Consider the following 16,810-nt stretch of genomic DNA (forward strand, 5'->3'; position numbering starts at 1 on the left):
CACGAAATTGGCATCAGCCGCCCCAGGGTGCGCCCCTGGGGCCGGGCTCAGGACGGCTCGCGCTCGCGCACGCGCGGCCGGCGCGGCATGCCGACGGCCTCGGCGGCGTCGTGCGACGACACGCAGTTGCGGCCCATCTGCTTGGCGTCGTAGAGCGCGCGGTCGGCGCGGCGCATCATCGCGTCGGCGTTCTCGCCGGGCTGGCGCTCGGCCATGCCGATGCTGACCGTGTACGCGATGGCGTCCGGCTCCGACGGGCACGGCGTGGACCGGACCATCGCGCTCAGCCGCACGCTGATGGCGCGGCCGGTTTCCAGCGTCGTGTCGGGCATGGCGATCGCGAATTCCTCGCCGCCCAGCCGGCCGATCACGGCCCGCGCCGGCGCCGCCTTGCGCAGCAGGCCGGCAAAGTGGCGCAGCACGCTATCGCCGGCCAGGTGCCCGTACAGGTCGTTGATGGCCTTGAAGTGGTCCAGGTCGATGAACGCCACGGTGAACGGCGCGCGCTGGCGCTCGGCCTGCTTGCAGGCGTCCTCCAGCTCTTCCCAGAAGGCGCCGCGCGACAGCACGTCGGTCAAGTCGTCGTGCCGGGCCCGGCGTTCGATGATGCGGCGCAGCCGGTCGTGCGCCATCAGCGCAAAGCTGACCGACAGGCCCACCACGCCGAACACGAAGCAGAGCGTGATGCTGTCCCGCTCGTCCGGCGCCAGCAGCGGGTGGCCGTCGACCAGCGTCGAGAGCGGCGCCCAAGCCTGCGCGGCGGCGATGACCGTGCAGGCCAGCGCCACCAGCGTCAGCGACAGCACGGCCAGCCGCCCGGTGCCCCGCTTGAGCGGCAGGCGCGGCAGCGTGACGCGGATCATCTCCAGCAACAGCAGCATCTGGATGACCGACGCGGCCAGCATCAGCCCCGCCACGGCGGCGGGCGACGCCAGGTCGGCCAGGATGGGCGGCAGCGCCTGCGGCGCGACGCCAGCCATGCCCAGGCCGGCGTGCAGCCCCAGCCCGACCAGGCCCGGCAGGTTCAGCACCATGAGCACCGCGGCCCGCCCGGGCTTGCCGACGAAATGGCGCGTACCGTGGACCATCATCGACAGGCCGAGCGTCAGCGCCAGCTCCGGCGCGGCGGCCAGCGGCCAGCCGGGCCGGTAGGCATGGACGGCCAGCAGCCCCGCGGCCACGGTCACGACCAGATCGCCGAGCGCCCACGACGTGAGCCCGCTGCGCTCCATACCGGCCGAGCGCCGCAACACGGCACAGACGATCGCCATCTGCAGCGCGAACAACGCTGCGATCAGCACCACCACCTGCGACTGAAACATCTTTATTCCCGTTCACAAAGGCACTTCCGGTGCTCCGCACGCACCTGCCAGCCTTTCTATTGCGGCCTGCGAACAGCCGTCCTTATGGTTTCCGCGGGTCCGGCAGCCCATCGGCCCCCGACGCGCAGGCATCGATGGCGAGGGGATGGCTCAGGCAATGTCCGGCCGCCCGCGTCGCAAGCGGGGGGTGGCACGCCATAGTTGTGATAGTGGGACCTGGTCCGGGTGGGCACAGCAATGCCAGGCGCGAATCGCCGGGTCGGACCGTTGCGGTGTGCGGATTATGTCAGCGCGCCGTCTCAAGTCAAGCCAAATGCGATCCCGCCTGAAGCGGGGTACCGGGCGGCGCCGCGCACGCCACTTGCGGCGCCGGCAGGCTCCATTTGACCGGGGGTGACGTGTCGGGATAGAATCGCCGGTTCCGGAGCGTAGCGCAGCCTGGTAGCGCATCTGATTTGGGATCAGAGGGTCGTAGGTTCGAATCCTATCGCTCCGACCATATTTGCAAGCTGTTTTAGGTAGAGGGATCAAGGGCTTACGCCGCAAGGCGTGAGCCCTTTTTTCCTGGCGCCGCCGCCGCGGGCCGGCGGCCACGGCGATGCCGCGCCTGCGAAAACGCGGGAACGTGCTACAATCGCGCGTCAGTTCGGGGTATCTGTGCATGCCCTGTAACCGGGATCGCGCCGCCTGGCGCACTGGAAAACCCATCGCCCCGCCCCCACCTTCTGCTGTATGTGGATGGCCGGATGCGTCACCTGGCCCGGAAACACCTTGCCCGCTGTCCCCGTGATGTACACGGCTGCGCCCATTGCGCGCGCGGCCGGCATGGCAAGGTAATCGTCAGGGTCATCCGCGCTCCCTTCTCGATTCTCCGGCCCGCCTGGCCTGCAAGCCCGGCCCGCCGGATTGCTTCCCGGAACGTTACGCGCGGCTGCCGCCCTCGGGTGGCGATGCGTGGCCGCGCACAGACCACCGGGCGTCCACAGAATACTCACCAACTCAACGCAGCCATTGCGGGCTGCCACAAAGGAAAACAGATTGGCTAAGGAAGAACTCATTGAATTTGGCGGCGTGGTGTCGGAAGCCCTGCCCGACAACCGTTATCGCGTGACGCTGGAAAACGGCGTGGAAATCTGGGCATACGCTTCGGGCAAGATGCAGAAGCACCGCATCCGCATCCTGGCCGGCGACCGCGTGACCCTGGAAATGTCGCCCTACGACCTGACCAAGGGCCGCATCAATTTCCGCCACAAGTCCTGAGTTCGCTGCATCCGGCCGGTGCCCCGCTGTCATGCGGGTGACACCGGCGCTGCCGACACTGACGGGCTATCCGTGGGCCTTGCCCACCGGATGGCCCGTTTTGTTTTTGGGCGACCGCGGCGCGACGACCTTGCCGGGGCCGCCGCGACTCACCATACTCAAGGCTCGACGAAGCCCCTGCCGAACATGAATCTGATTCTGTGGCGCCACGCCGAGGCCGAGGACCTGCCCGACGCGCTGAGCATCTCGCGCAGCGCCGACCTGCAGCGTCCGCTGACACGCCGTGGCCGCAAGCAGGCCGAGGCCTCCGCCGACTGGCTGCGCGCCCATCTGCCGGCCGACTACCGCGTGGTCTGCAGCCCCGCCCTGCGCACACGCGAGACCGCTGCGGCGCTGTCTGGCAAGGCCGAGATCCTCGACGACCTGGCGCCGGGCGCCGACGTGGGCGCCGTGCTCGCCGCCATCGACTGGCCGCAGGGCCATGACCACACCGTCGTGGTCGGCCACCAGCCGTGGATTGGCCAGCTTGCCAGCCTGTTGCTGGCGGGCCACGAGATGCCCTGGAGCGTCAAGAAGAGCGGCATCTGGTGGCTGGCGGGACGCACGCGCGAGCACGAAGCCCAGGTGGTCCTGCGAGCGGTCGTCCAACCAGATTTTCTCTAAATGCACGGCGGCGTTCGGCGTTGAGCGCCCCGAAAGTCACATATTTGTCATCAGCCTGTCGCATTTCAGCGAACAACGATGTGCGCAATCGTAAGCCTGTTCTATGGTTAAGGCTTGCGTCGCGACAACGATGTGTCAGTCACGGAACGGTCACGATCGATTCACGGCGCTGTCACCCGGCCTCTCTACATTGTTTCGAAGCCGTTTCGTCACCGAAAGGACACACTGATGCGAGACCTCCCGACGCCTACCCAGCCGCTTTTCGACTCCTTGCCCACTGGCCTTTCTGGCCAGTCGGCGCGGAGGCGTCTTCCTCGTCAGCCAGCACAGCACCAAACCCAGATTCAAGCTCCGGCGCCTGCTTTCAGCGTGGCGTGGGCACGTCACCAGGACGAAGTAGCCGAGGCCCAGCGCCTGCGCTACAAGGTCTTTGCCGAGGAAATGGGCGCGCGCCTGCAGTCCTCGGCCACCGAAACCGACGTCGACATGTTCGACGCCTACTGCGACCACCTGATCGTGCGCGACCAGGAGACGCTGAAGGTGGTGGGCACCTACCGCGTGCTGCCGCCGCACCAGGCCAAGCGCATCGGCTGCCTGTACGCGGAATCGGAATTCGATCTCGTGCGGCTCGCGCACCTGCGCCCGAAGATGCTGGAGCTGGGCCGCTCGTGCGTGCACCGCGACTACCGCTCGGGCAGCGTCATCATGGCGCTCTGGGGCGGCCTGGGCGAATACCTGCAGCGCTACAACCTCGAATCGATGCTGGGCTGCGCCAGCGTGCCGATGAGCGACGGCGGCCACTACGCGGCCAGCCTCTATCGCCAGTTCGCCGAGAAGTCGCTGGCGCCCATCGAGTACCACGCCTTCCCGCGCGTACCGCTGCCCGTGGACGACCTGAACCAGGCGCTGGATGTGGAACCGCCGGCGCTGATCAAGGGCTATCTGCGCCTGGGCGCCAAGATCTGCGGCCTGCCCGCCTGGGACCCCGATTTCAACGTTGCCGATTTCCTGACGCTGCTGCGCGTGCGCGACATGAACCCGCGCTACGCCCGGCACTTCCTGGGCATCCAATCGGCCTGACCGCTCCGGCGACCACGGCCCCTGCCACCGGACGAAACGGCTGATCGTACGGAAGGCAAAAGAAAAACGGCGACTCAATGCGAGTCGCCGTTTTTCATTGGCTTGCCAGTATCAGACGTAGACGACCTTGTAGCGCTTGCCTACGCGTTCCCACTCGTCGGCTTCCTGCGCCAGGCTGTATTCGACCAGCGGATTGGCGTCGATCCACGTCTTCGGCAGGCGCACTTCGAACCCTTCGTCCAGTTCGTCGGCGCGTTGCCTGACCTGGATGTCCGGCAGCTTCATGTCGCCACGGCGCCGGCATAGTACAAACGCCAGACGCAGGCTGAACAGCATCCGCCAGTCGACAAACTTACCGCTGCCGGACAGTTTGCCCAGCTTGCCCGCATGGCCCAGCAGCAGCGTGGCCAGCCGCGCCTGGTCGGTCTTCGAGAAGCCCGGCATGTCGGCGTGCGTGGCGATGTAGGCCGAGTGCTTGTGATAGCCGCTGTGCGAGATTGTCATGCCGATCTCGTGCAGGCTGGCGGCCCAGCCCAGCAGCGCCAGGTTGTCGTCGCGGCGCTCGTTGCGCGGCTCGGGAAACTGCGCCAGCAGGTCGCGCGCGGCCTGGCCGACGCGGGTGGCCTGGGCGCGGTCCACGGCGTAGCGGCGCATGAACTGGTCCACGGTCACGGTCCGCATGTCCTCGTGATGGCTGCGGCCGAGCAGGTCGTACAGCACGCCCAGGCGCAGCGCGCCGTCGGTCACGTCCATGCGGTCGACATCGAGTTCGGCAAACACGCCGAGCATGATCGACAGGCCGCCCGGCAGCACCGGAATCCGGTCCGCCTTCAGGCCGGTCAGCTTGACCCGGTTCGTGTTCTCCGCCTTGATCAGCGCGCGCTTCAGGCGCTCCAGCCCTTCGCGCGTGATGCCGTGCTCGGACGCGCTGTCGTTCATGCCATTGAGCTCGATCAGCTCGGCCAGCGCGCGCGCCGTGCCCGACGAGCCCACGGCCTGCTGCCATCCCGCCGCCTTGTACTGGCGCACCAGCACCTGGATCTCGCGGCGCGCGGCCAGCTCGGCCTGCTTGAACGCGTATTCGTCGACGTTGCCGCTGGGAAAGAACTGGCGGCTGTGCGAGACGCAGCCGATGTACAGGCTTTCCATCAGCTTGGACTGATAGCCGCTGCCAATGATGAATTCGGTGGAGCCGCCGCCGATGTCGACGACCAGGCGGTTGCCCTGGCAGGCCGGCGCATCGTGCGACGCGCCCAGGTAGATCAGGCGCGCCTCTTCGCGGCCGGCGATGACTTCGATCGGGAAGCCGAGCGCGGCTTCCGCCTCGATCAGGAAGTCCGATGCATTCTTGGCCACGCGCAGGGTATTGGTGGCCACGGCCCGCACCTGCTCGGGGGCGAAGTCGCGCAGGCGGTCGCCAAAGCGGCGCAGCGCGTCCACGCCGCGGCGGCGCGCGGGCTGGTCCAGGTACTTGTCCGGCGTCAGGCCGGCCGCCAGCCGCACGGGCTCGCGCAGCGCATCGACCTGGAAGATCTGGCTGGCCGGGCCCGAGGCGGTGGGCGTCTCATCCACCCGCCCGATCATCAGGCGGAAGCTGTTGGAGCCCATGTCGACGGCGGCCAGCAAGCGGGGATTCTGTGTCATTGCGTCAGTATTACGCGGGATAGGCCGACGATGGCCAAGCCCGTAAGATTATGTCTGTGTCATGTCCGCAGCATGACAAAATCAAAGTGTCATCAAATTGACACGATTCTATGAAAAAGTCGCCACATCGCCAAAACAAGGTCTTAGACATGTCGACGACGCCGCCCGGCACGCTGCTGAACCGCGAGCTGGGCATTCTGGAATTCAATGCGCGAGTGCTCGCGCAAGCCGCCGACCCCAATGTTCCGCTCCTGGAACGGCTGAAATTCATCTGCATCGTCTCCAGCAATCTGGACGAGTTCTTCGAGATCCGCATGGCCGGGCTGAAGGAACAGATGCGGGACAACGCATCGGGCCTGACGCCCGACGGCCTTTCCTTCCAGCAGGCCTACCAGCTTGTCACCGAGCGCACGCAGCGGCTCGTGGCCTCGCAGTATGACATGCTGCAGAACGTGATTTTCCCCGCGCTTGAAAAAGAGGGGGTGTTTTTTCATCTGACCAGCACCTGGACCGACGCCCAGCGCGAATGGGCGCGCGACTTCTTCGTCCGCGAACTGGGCCCGGTGCTGACGCCCATTGCGCTTGACCCGGCGCACCCGTTCCCGCGCGTGCTCAACAAGAGCCTGAACTTCGTGATCGAGCTGTCCGGCAAGGACGCCTTTGGCCGCGACGCCGACCTGGCCATCGTGCAGGCCCCGCGCGCGCTGCCGCGCGTGGTGCGGATGCCGGAGGCGCTGTCGGGCTACCCGTTCGGGTTCGTGATGCTGTCGTCGTTCATGCAGGCGTTCGTGCACGAGCTGTTCCCGGCCATCGAGGTCGAGGGCTGCTACCAGTTTCGCGTCACCCGCAACTCCGACCTGTTCGTGTCCGAGGACGACATCACCGACCTGCGCGAGGCGCTGCAGGGCGAGTTGCCTACCCGTCACTTTGGCGACATGGTCCGACTGGAAGTCTCGTCCGACACCCCGCCCGCGCTGGCGCGCCGGCTGCTGCTGGAATCGGGGCTGACCGAGCAGGACCTGTACCGCGTCAGCGGGCCGGTGAACCTGGTCCGGCTGATGCAGATCCCGGACCTCGTGGACCGCCCTGCCCTGAAGTACCCGCCGCACGTGCCGGCGCCGGTCAAGGCGTTCCCGCCGGGCGCGAACATGTTCGACGTGATCCGCCAGCGCGACGTGCTGCTCCATCATCCGTACGAAAGCTTTGCCTCGGTGCTGGACCTGCTCCAGGCCGCCGCCAACGACCCGAACGTCGTGGCGATCAAGCAGACCGTCTATCGCACCGGCAACGAGTCGGCCGTCATGGAGGCGCTGATGACGGCGGCCCGCAACGGCAAGGAAGTGACGGTGGTGGTGGAGCTGCTGGCACGCTTCGACGAGGAAACCAATATCAACTGGGCCGAGCGGCTGGAATCGGCCGGCGCCCACGTGGTGTATGGCGTGGTGGGCCACAAGTGCCACGCCAAGATGCTGCTGGTGGTGCGGCGCGAGCCGGCCAGCGCCAAGGTCAAGCACGCGGTGCTGCGGCGCTACGTCCACCTGGGTACCGGCAACTACCACCCGCGCACGGCACGGCTGTATACCGATTTCGGGCTGCTGACCGCCAACGAGCAGGTCTGCGAGGACGCCCACCACGTGTTCCAGCTGCTGACCGGCACGGCCGGCACCATCCGGCTCAATCACCTGTGGCAGTCGCCGTTCACGATGCACAGCAACCTCGTCGAGCATATCCGCGCCGAGGCCCGCAATGCGCGCGCCGGCAAGCGTGCGCGGATCATCGCCAAGATGAACGCGCTGCTGGAGCCGACGATCATCGACGAGTTGTACAAGGCGTCGCGCGCGGGCGTGAAGATCGACCTGATCGTGCGGGGTGTCTGCGCGCTGCGGCCCGGCGTGCCGGGGCTGTCCGAGAACATCTCGGTGCGGTCCATCGTCGGCCGGTTCCTGGAGCACCACCGCGTCTACTACTTCCACGCGGCCGGCGAGGACGTGCTGTACCTGTCCAGCGCCGACTGGATGGACCGCAACCTGTTCCGCCGCGTCGAGGTGGCGTTCCCGATCCTGGACCGCTCGCTCAAGGCGCGCGTGATCAAGGAAGGGTTGCAGGTCCACCTGCACGACAATGCGTCGGCCTGGATCATGGAGCCCGATGGCGAGTACGTGCGCAAGGCGTCGCGCGCCAAGCTGCAGCGCGTGAGCCAGCAGGAGCTGCTGCTGAGGTTCGGCACCTGACCCTGGCTGGCCGGGCGCGGCGGGCGACAAAAAAGGCGGACCATGGTCCGCCTTTCTGTTTGCCGGCCCTGCCCGCTTCCGCCGGGCTACGCCGCGTGGCGCGACGTGTCGGCGTCGTAGCCGCTCCGATCTACGGGAAATACGATGCGGAACGTGCTGCCGCGGCCCACCTCGCTGGTCACGCGCAGGTCGGCATGGTGGCGCGACAGCACGTGCTTGACGATGGCCAGCCCCAGGCCAGTGCCGCCGGTATCGCGCGACCGGCTGCGGTCGACCCGGTAGAAACGCTCGGTCAGCCGCGGAATGTGCTCGGGCGCGATACCCAGCCCGGTGTCGCTGACCGAGAACACCGAGTGGCCATCGGTAAACGTCATGCGGATGGCGATGCGGCCGCCGTCGGGCGTGTAGCGCACCGCGTTGGACACCAGGTTGCCCAGCGCCGACAGCAGCTCGCCCTCGGCGCCGCGCAGCACCACGGCCGGGTCGATCTCGGTCTCGATCTCGTGCCGGCCCTGCGACAGCGCCTCGGCATCGTGCACCAGATGGGCGGCCAGCGCGGCAACGTTGACGCGGTCGTGCCCGGGCGGCTGGGCGTCGGACTCCAGCTTGGCCAGCGCCAGCAGGTCCTCGACGATGTGCTGCATCCGCATGGACTGCACCAGCATCATGTCGACGTAGCGGTTGCGGTCTTCCTCGGACACCGGCAGGTCGCGCACGGTCTCCAGGAAGCCGGTGAGCACCGTCAGCGGCGTCTTAAGCTCGTGCGAGACGTTGGCCACGAAGTCGCGCCGCATGGCCTCGGTGTTCTCGACCTTGGTGATGTCCTGCGTCAGCACCAGCTTGCGGTTTTCGCCATAGGGCAGGATCTGCACCGACGTGATGCTGCGCTTGTGCTCGCCCATGTCGCGCATGACCAGCGGCTCGTCGTAGCGCTCGCGGGTCAGGTAATGGACGAATTCCGGCCGGCGGATCAGGTGCGTGATGCGCTGGCGCACGTCGCGCCGCGCGTTGAGCCCGAAATGCTGCTCGGCCACGTCGTTGCACCATTCGATCTGGTCCGCGTCATCGAGCATCAGCACGCCGTAGGGCGACGCCTGGATGGCCTGGATGAAGCGCGTGTGCTGCTGTTCCACCTGCAGCACCTGCGTGCGCCAGCGCTTGACCAGCCGGTGGAGCCGGTAGTAGACCTCGCCCCACAGGCCCAGCGCGCTGGGGATTTCGCCATACGCCGGGGCGTCGAGCACCCGCCACAGGCGGTTGATCTGGAACAGGTAGTAGGCCAGCAGGCCGAGCAGGGAAAGGCAAAGGAACAGCAGGCCGGGCACGGCGCCGGCCACGGCGTACAGACCGCCGGCCACGGCTGCCAGGCCGACGAGGATGGCCACGGAGCGGGCCCAGATGACATTCATGCGAGGAGTAGATGAGGTTCAGACTGCGTTCGCATTGCGGCACAGTCTGCCACAACAAGCGCCGCGGCGTTGCGTCCGCCCGGCATTATCCGCTATCGGCCGGCGCGGCCCCCGCTGCACCGCCGCCGGCCCGGCCGGCGTCAGTGATTTGGCGATCGCGCCAGACGGTAGCCGCTGCCCCGCACGGTCTCGATCATGTTGCTGTAGCCGCCCGGCGTCAGCGCCGCACGCAGGCGCTTGATGTGGACGTCGACGGTCCGCTCCTCGACGAACACATGGTCGCCCCAGACCTGGTCCAGCAGTTGTGACCGGCTGTGCACACGCTCCGGATGAGTCATCAGGAAGTGCAGCAGGCGGAACTCGGTGGGGCCCAGGTCCAGCTTGATCGGGCCGGTCTCGTCCTGGCCGGTCACGCGATGCGTGGCCGGGTCGAGCCGCAGGCCGTTGATGGCCACCACGTCGTCGGTCAGCTGCGGCGCGCGGCGGCGCAGCACCGCCTTGATGCGCGCCAGCAGTTCCTTGGGCGAGAACGGCTTGGTGACGTAGTCGTCCGCACCGGCTTCCAGGCCCATGACCTTGTCCTGCTCCTCGCTGCGGGCGGTGAGCATGATGATCGGAATCTGCTTGGTGCGGTCGTTGGTCCGCAGCTCCTTGGCGAAGGTGGCTCCGGACTTGCCCGGGAGCATCCAGTCCAGCAACACCAGGTCGGGCAGCACGTCGCTCATCAGCGACAGGGCCTGCTCGGCGTTGTAGGCGCGAATGGGATAGTGTCCCGCGTGCTGGAGATTGACGGCAATCAGCTCGGCGATGGCCGGTTCGTCCTCGACAACGAGAATACTGCTTGGCATGTATTTTTTCTCCGCTTATCAGTCCTGGCGCGTCGTCAGCTTAATGCTTCGCGCTCCATGTCTTCGCGCGAGGCATGGCGCACGTCCGTGCCCTTCACGATATAGATGATGAATTCCGCGATGTTCTTCGCGTGGTCGCCAATACGCTCGACGGCCTTGGCAATGAACAGGAAGTCCAGCGCCACCGAGATCGTGCGCGGGTCTTCCATCATGTAGGTGATCAGCTTGCGCACGAAGGCGCGGAATTCCTCGTCGATGGCCTTGTCGTCCTTGACGATCCGCGCGGCAGCCACGGTGTCGAGCCGCGCAAAGGCGTCCAGCGCCTGGCGCAGCAGGTTGATGGCCATCTCGCCGGACAGCTTCACCTCGGCATAGTTGATGTTGTGCGCAGCCGCATCTTCCATGATGTGCTTGGTGCGCTTGGCGATCTTCTCGGCCTCGTCGCCGGCGCGCTCCAGGTTCGTGATCGTCTTGGAGATCGCCATCACCAGGCGCAGGTCGCGCGCGGTGGGCTGGCGGCGGGCGATGATGTTGCCGCAGTCCGCGTCGATCTCGACTTCGAGCGAGTTGAGCTGCTGTTCGCGCACCATGACCTGGTCGGCCAGGTCGGCGTCGAAGTCGGCCAGCGCGCGCATGGCCATTTCGATCTGCGACTCCACCAGCCCGCCCATCTGCAGCAGCTTAGTGTTGATCGCGTTGAGGTCGGCGTCGAACTGGGTCGACAGGTGTTTGTCAGTCATGGTGTGCTCCTGGCCGCTTGCCGAATGCTGGATGGGTCCTGCGCTGCCCGCCCCGGATCAACCGAAGCGGCCGGTAATGTAGTCCTCGGTTTCCTTGCGGTGCGGCTTGATGAAGATTTTCTCGGTCTCGCCGAACTCGATCAGCTCGCCCAGGTACATGTACGCCGTGTAGTCCGAGCAGCGCGCGGCCTGCTGCATATTGTGCGTCACGATCACGACCGTGTACTCGTCCTTCAGCTCGGCGATCAGTTCCTCGATGCGGCCCGTGGAGATCGGGTCCAGCGCCGAGCACGGCTCGTCCAGCAGCAGCACCTCGGGGCGGATGGCGATGCCGCGGGCGATGCACAGCCGCTGCTGCTGGCCGCCCGACAGGCCGTAGCCCGACTGGTGCAGCTTGTCCTTGGCCTCGTTCCACAGCGCGGCCTTGGAGAGCGCCCATTCCACGCGGTCGTCCATTTCCGAGCGCGACAGCTTCTCGAACAGGCGCACGCCGAACGCGATGTTGTCGTAGATCGACATCGGGAACGGGGTGGGCTTCTGGAAGACCATGCCCACCTTGGCGCGCAGCAGCGAGATGTCCTGCTTGCTGGTCAGCAGGTTCTCGCCGTCCATGTTGATCTCGCCCTCGGCGCGCTGCTCCGGGTAGAGCGCGAACATCTTGTTGAACGTGCGCAGCAGCGTGGACTTGCCGCAGCCCGACGGGCCGATGAACGCCGTGACCTTGCGGTCCGGGATCGACATGTTGATGTTCTTCAGCGCGTGGAACTGGTTGTAGTAGAAGTTCAGGTTCCGGACGTCGATCTTGGCGCGCACGGTATCGGGAATATCGATGACGGTAGAGGTCATGCTGATGTCTCGCTTGAATTCGGTAGTTGGCTGGAGGCGCCGGTTATTTCTTGAACAGCATGCGCGCGACGATGTTCAACGCAAGCACGCCGACAGTAATCAGGAACACGCCGGCCCAGGCCAGTTGCTGCCATTCCGTGAACGGGCTCATGGCAAAGCGGAAGATCGTCACCGGCAGGTTGGCCATCGGTTTGTTCAGGTCCGCGCTCCAGAACTGGTTGGACAGCGCGGTGAACAGCAGCGGCGCGGTTTCGCCGGCGATCCGGGCCACGGCCAGCAGCACGCCGGTCACGATGCCCGCGTACGACGACTTGACCGTGATCGACATCACCATCTTCCACTTCGGCGTGCCCAGGGCCACCGCGGCCTCGCGCAGCGCGTTCGGCACCAGGTTCAGCATGTTCTCGGTGGTGCGGACCACGATGGGAATCTGCAGCAGCGCCAGCGCGCACACGCCGGCCCAGCCCGAGAAGTGGCCCATGCGCGTCACCACCAGCGCGTAGACGAACAAGCCGATCACGATGGACGGCGCCGACAGCAGGATGTCGTTGATGAAGCGGATCAGGCTCGCCAGCGGCGACTTCTGGCCATACTCGGCGAGGTAGATGCCCGCCAGGATGCCCAGCGGCGTGCCGACCAGCGTGGCCATGCCCACCAGCACGAAGCTGCCGAAGATGGCGTTGGCCAGGCCGCCGCCGGCGGTGTTCGGGGCCGGCGTCATCTGCGTGAACAGGTCGATCGACAGGCCGCCCACGCCCAGCGAGATCGTGGTCCAGAGGATCCACGCCAGCCAGAACAGCCCGAAGGCCATGGCCGCGAGCGACGCGGTCAGCGCAAAGGCGTTGGTGCGGCGACGCGAGCCCTGGAGCCGGCCGCGGATGGCGTCGGAATCCGGACGAACAGCGGGAATGGACGAGGTCGATACGGCTTGACTGGCTTGGTTCATTTGCCACCCTCATTCTTGGCAAGGCGCAACAGCAGGATCTTGGACAGGGCCAGCACGACGAACGTGATGAAGAACAGGATCAGGCCCAGTTCCATCAGCGCTGCGGTATGCAGGCCGGCACCGGCTTCGGCGAACTCGTTCGCCAGTGCCGAGGTGATGCTGTTGCCGGGCGAGAACAGCGAGACGTTGTCGAGCAGGTTGGTGTTGCCGATCACGAACGTGACGGCCATCGTTTCACCCAGCGCGCGGCCCAGGCCCAGCATGATGCCGCCGATGACGCCGGCGCGCGTGTAGGGCAGCACGACCTTCCACATCACTTCCCACGTGGTGCAGCCGATGCCGTAGGCCGATTCCTTGAGCAGGACCGGCGTCACCTCGAACACGTCGCGCATCACCGAGGCGATGTACGGAATGATCATGATCGCCAGGATCACGCCCGCGCACAGCAGGCCGATGCCCAGCGGCGCGCCCTGGAACAGCTTGCCGATCACCGGCACCTGCCCCACCGTGTTGGCGAGCGGCTTCTGGAAATATTCGCCGAAGATCGGCGCGAACACGAGCAGGCCCCACATGCCGTAGACGATCGACGGCACGGCGGCGAGCAGCTCGATGGCGGTGCCCAGCGGCCGGCGCAGCCAGACGGGCGACAGCTCGGTCAGGAACAGGGCGATGCCGAAGCTGACCGGCACGGCGATGATGAGCGCGATCAGGGACGTCACCAGGGTGCCGTAGATCGGCACGAGCGCGCCGTAGACGTCGGCGGGCGGGTCCCATTCGGCCGACCACAGGAACGGCAGGCCGAACTGCTTGATCGACGGCCAGGCGCTGATGGCGAGCGACACGATGATGCCGCCCAGCAGCAACAGCGTGACGATGGCGGCGCCGCGGGTCAGGCCGCCGAACAGGATGTCGCCAAGGCGGCTGGGAGGCCGGACGGCGGGGAGATCGGACGTAGTCGCCATGATGGAAATCGGTAGGTGGAACATGCGCCACGGCAGCCGTCCGGCCGCCGTGGCACCGTCACGCGGCCCGGGGCCGGCCAAGGGCCGGCGGGGCGCTGCGCGACGGGTCGGGCTTCAGTACAGCACCAGCTTAGTACAGGGCCTTGCCCGAACCGTCCTTGACGCTCTGCTTCCACGTCGTGCGGATCTGGTTCACCACGGCTTCCGGCAGCGGCACGTAGTCCAGCTCCGTGGCCATGGCGGCGCCGCTCTTGTAGGCCCAGTCGAAGAACTTCAGCACTTCCTGGCCCTGGGCCGGCTTTTCCTGGTTCTTGTGCACCAGGATGAACGTGGCGCCGGCGATCGGCCAAGCGCCCTTGCCCGGCTGGTTCGTCAGGATCTGGTAGAACGTCTTGTTCCAGTCGGCACCGGCGGCGGCGGCCTTGAAGGCGTCGTCGCTGGGCTGCACCACTTCGCCCGCCGAGTTCTTCATCGTCAGGTACGTCATCTTGTTCTGCTTGGCGTAGGCGTACTCGACGTAGCCGATGGCGCCGTTCAGGCGCTGCACGAAGGCGGCCACGCCCTCGTTGCCCTTGCCGCCCGTGCCGCCACCCGGCCAGTTCACGGTCGTGCCCTCGCCCACCGAGCTCTTCCAGTCATTGCTGACCTTCGACAGGTAGTTCGTGAAGATGAACGTCGTGCCCGAGCCGTCGGCGCGGCGCACCGGCAGGATGTCCTGGCTCGGCAGCTTGGCCTTCGGGTTCAGGGCCTTGATCGCGGGGTCGTCCCACTTCTTGATCTTGCCCAGGTAGATGTTGGCCAGCACGTCGCCCGTGATGGTCAGCTCGCCCGGCTTCACGCCTTGCAGGTTGATCACCGGCACCACGCCGCCGATCACGGTCGGGAATTGCACGAGGTTGCCCTTGGCCAGTTCCTCGTCCTTCAGCGGGGCGTCCGACGCGCCGAAATCGACCGTCTTGGCGTTGATCTGCTTGATCCCGCCCGACGAACCGATGGATTGATAGTTGACCTTGTTACCCGTTGCTTTTTGATAGGCGTCCGCCCATTTGGAATACACGGGCGCCGGGAAGGAAGCGCCAGCACCGGTAATTTCCGCCGCGAACGCAGTACCCGCCACCACAATCGACACGATGCCTGCTACGGCAGTCTTGACCAGCTTCATATGTCCTCCAGAGAACATTGGTTGGGAATGACAAATTTTTGACAAGGCGAACTGTATGCCGCTTGTATGACAGTTCCGTGACATCCCGAAATCTTCTTCAAGCTCTCCCCCAAATGGCCGATATCACCGGCCGCGTCACGAAAACGTCGCACTTTCGTGCTTTACTCATCACTCCCTTTGTGTCAACGCCTCAGCCCCGCCTTGCCGGCCACGCCTGGACGTTGTCGGGAAACCTATGGCGGTTAATTGCCAAACAGGAAGAAAAAAGCCACGGCAGGTTGCCGTGGCTTTCGGGGATTCGCCCGACGCGCCGTGTGCAGGCGGCCGGCGTCCGGGCAGCAAGGTGGCGTCAGGCGGTACGCAAGGCGTCGGCCAGACGCTGCGCGGCGCGCTCGGCGGTTTCGACCTGTTCGGCCTCCACCATCACACGCACCACGGGCTCGGTGCCCGACGCGCGGATCAGCACGCGGCCGCGCCCTTCCAGTTCCGGCTCCACCTGCTCGCGGGCGGCCTTCAGGCCGGCATGGCTCTGCCAGTCGAAGCCTTTTTCCACGCGGACGTTGATGAGCGTTTGCGGGAACAGGTTCACGCCTTCCAGCAGTTGCGCCAGCGTCTTGCCGCTGCGGCGCAGCGCCGCCAGCACCTGCAGCGCGGACACGATGCCATCGCCGGTAGTGTGACGATCCAGGCACAACAGGTGGCCCGAGCCTTCGCCGCCCAGCTGCCAGCCGCGCTTGTTCAGTTCCTCGAGCACGTAGCGGTCGCCAACCTTGGCGCGGACAAATTCCACGCCCTGCCGCTGCAGCGCCAGTTCCACAGCCATGTTCGTCATCAGCGTGCCGACCGCGCCTTCCACCTTGTGCCCGGCCGCCTGGCGGTCGCGCACGATCAGGTACAGCAGTTCGTCGCCGTTGAACAGCCGGCCGTTGGCGTCCACCACCTGCAGCCGGTCCGCGTCGCCGTCGAACGCCAGGCCCAGGTCGGCGCGATGGGCGCGCACCGCTTCCACGAGCTTTTCCGGGGCCGTCGCGCCGTAGCCGGCGTTGATGTTGCGGCCGTCGGGCTGGTTGCCAATCGGAATCACCTCGGCACCCAGTTCATGGAACACGTGCGGCGCGATGTGGTACGCCGCGCCATGCGCGCAGTCCACCACTATCCGCAGCCCATGCAGGTCCTGCTCGTACGGGAAGGTGCTCTTGCAGAACTCGATGTAGCGGCCGGCGGCATCGTCGATGCGCTTGGCGCGGCCCAGGTCTTCGGAGCGCACGCAGGTCATCGGCTGCTCGACCAGCGCCTCGATCTGGGATTCCACCTCGTCGGGCAGCTTGTCGCCGGCGGCCGAGAAGAACTTGATGCCGTTGTCGTAGTACGGGTTGTGGCTCGCGGAAATCACCACGCCAGCCGCCAGGCGCAGCGCCCGGGTCAGGTAGGCGATGGCCGGCGTCGGCAGCGGGCCGGTCAGGCGGACGTTGACGCCCGCAGCCGTGAACCCGGCTTCCAGCGCGGCTTCGAGCATGTAGCCCGAAATCCGCGTGTCCTTGCCGATCAGCACGGTGGGCCGCCCTTGCGACGTCTTCTGCCCCAGCGCCAGCACCTTGCCGGCCGCGTAGCCAAGCCGCATCACAAAGTCCGGCGTGATCGGCGACTCGCCCACCCTGCCGCGCACACCGTCCGTCCCGAAATACTTGCGTGTCATC

14 protein-coding genes and 1 tRNA gene are annotated in these 16,810 nt (G+C 66.5%); 5 read left to right on the plus strand and 10 right to left on the minus strand.

Going from position 1 to position 16,810, the window contains the following annotated elements:
* Nucleotides 1–47: 47 nt before the first annotated feature.
* Nucleotides 48–1,322: a GGDEF domain-containing protein gene (locus tag QTN24_RS00075; RefSeq protein ID WP_313834943.1), complete on the minus strand. Its 1,275-nt coding sequence runs from the start codon at nucleotides 1,320–1,322 to the stop codon at nucleotides 48–50.
* Nucleotides 1,323–1,744: 422 nt separating this feature from the next.
* Between QTN24_RS00075 and QTN24_RS00080 the strand changes: the two genes are divergently transcribed.
* The 4 genes from QTN24_RS00080 (at nucleotide 1,745) to QTN24_RS00095 (ending at nucleotide 4,325) form a co-directional block, all read left to right on the plus strand.
* A tRNA-Pro gene (locus tag QTN24_RS00080) sits at nucleotides 1,745–1,821 on the plus strand.
* Nucleotides 1,822–2,360: 539 nt separating this feature from the next.
* On the plus strand, nucleotides 2,361–2,582 hold the full coding sequence (gene infA, locus QTN24_RS00085) for a translation initiation factor IF-1 (protein WP_008641674.1): 222 nt from the start codon (nucleotides 2,361–2,363) through the stop codon (nucleotides 2,580–2,582).
* Between the two features lie 186 nt (nucleotides 2,583–2,768).
* The gene (locus tag QTN24_RS00090) at nucleotides 2,769–3,245 is read left to right on the plus strand and encodes a SixA phosphatase family protein (protein ID WP_124683923.1); all 477 of its coding nucleotides are present in this window, start codon (nucleotides 2,769–2,771) and stop codon (nucleotides 3,243–3,245) included.
* A 228-nt stretch (nucleotides 3,246–3,473) separates the two neighbouring features.
* A complete protein-coding gene (locus QTN24_RS00095; RefSeq protein WP_124683922.1) occupies nucleotides 3,474–4,325 on the plus strand; it encodes a GNAT family N-acetyltransferase in 852 nt (283 codons plus the stop codon).
* A gap of 111 nt (nucleotides 4,326–4,436) precedes the next feature.
* On the opposite strand, the gene ppx is transcribed toward QTN24_RS00095, so the two are convergent.
* A complete protein-coding gene (gene ppx, locus QTN24_RS00100; RefSeq protein ID WP_124683921.1) occupies nucleotides 4,437–5,969 on the minus strand; it encodes an exopolyphosphatase in 1,533 nt (510 codons plus the stop codon).
* 110 nt (nucleotides 5,970–6,079) lie between these two features.
* Between ppx and ppk1 the strand changes: the two genes are divergently transcribed.
* Nucleotides 6,080–8,200 carry a polyphosphate kinase 1 gene (gene ppk1, locus QTN24_RS00105; protein WP_313834944.1) on the plus strand — a complete coding sequence of 707 codons (2,121 nt, stop codon included), beginning with the start codon at nucleotides 6,080–6,082 and terminating at the stop codon, nucleotides 8,198–8,200.
* 86 nt (nucleotides 8,201–8,286) lie between these two features.
* Here the strand turns inward: ppk1 and phoR are convergent, their stop codons facing one another.
* From phoR to glmM, 8 genes are all read right to left on the minus strand, one after another.
* Complete coding sequence (gene phoR, locus QTN24_RS00110) at nucleotides 8,287–9,609, minus strand: phosphate regulon sensor histidine kinase PhoR (protein WP_124683919.1); 1,323 nt, start codon at nucleotides 9,607–9,609, stop codon at nucleotides 8,287–8,289.
* A gap of 140 nt (nucleotides 9,610–9,749) precedes the next feature.
* Complete coding sequence (gene phoB / locus QTN24_RS00115) at nucleotides 9,750–10,457, minus strand: phosphate regulon transcriptional regulator PhoB (protein ID WP_124683918.1); 708 nt, start codon at nucleotides 10,455–10,457, stop codon at nucleotides 9,750–9,752.
* Nucleotides 10,458–10,492: 35 nt separating this feature from the next.
* Nucleotides 10,493–11,197 (minus strand): phosphate signaling complex protein PhoU, encoded by a 705-nt coding sequence (phoU, locus tag QTN24_RS00120; protein WP_124683917.1) that lies wholly within the window; start codon nucleotides 11,195–11,197, stop codon nucleotides 10,493–10,495.
* A 57-nt stretch (nucleotides 11,198–11,254) separates the two neighbouring features.
* A complete protein-coding gene (gene pstB, locus QTN24_RS00125) occupies nucleotides 11,255–12,043 on the minus strand; it encodes a phosphate ABC transporter ATP-binding protein PstB (protein WP_061959259.1) in 789 nt (262 codons plus the stop codon).
* A gap of 43 nt (nucleotides 12,044–12,086) precedes the next feature.
* Nucleotides 12,087–12,989 carry a phosphate ABC transporter permease PstA gene (gene pstA, locus QTN24_RS00130; protein WP_313834945.1) on the minus strand — a complete coding sequence of 301 codons (903 nt, stop codon included), beginning with the start codon at nucleotides 12,987–12,989 and terminating at the stop codon, nucleotides 12,087–12,089.
* Nucleotides 12,986–13,951, minus strand: coding sequence for a phosphate ABC transporter permease PstC (gene pstC, locus QTN24_RS00135; RefSeq protein WP_124683915.1), 966 nt, complete (start codon nucleotides 13,949–13,951; stop codon nucleotides 12,986–12,988). The genes pstA and pstC overlap by 4 nt, the downstream gene beginning before the upstream one ends.
* 130 nt (nucleotides 13,952–14,081) lie before the next feature.
* Nucleotides 14,082–15,113 (minus strand): phosphate ABC transporter substrate-binding protein PstS, encoded by a 1,032-nt coding sequence (pstS, locus tag QTN24_RS00140; RefSeq protein WP_124683914.1) that lies wholly within the window; start codon nucleotides 15,111–15,113, stop codon nucleotides 14,082–14,084.
* Nucleotides 15,114–15,462: 349 nt separating this feature from the next.
* Nucleotides 15,463–16,809: a phosphoglucosamine mutase gene (gene glmM, locus QTN24_RS00145; protein ID WP_124683913.1), complete on the minus strand. Its 1,347-nt coding sequence runs from the start codon at nucleotides 16,807–16,809 to the stop codon at nucleotides 15,463–15,465.
* Between the last annotated feature and the right edge of the window lies 1 nt (nucleotide 16,810).

This window comes from Cupriavidus sp. SZY C1 (assembly GCF_032190535.1).
Classification (GTDB): Bacteria; Pseudomonadota; Gammaproteobacteria; order Burkholderiales; family Burkholderiaceae; genus Cupriavidus; species Cupriavidus pauculus_C.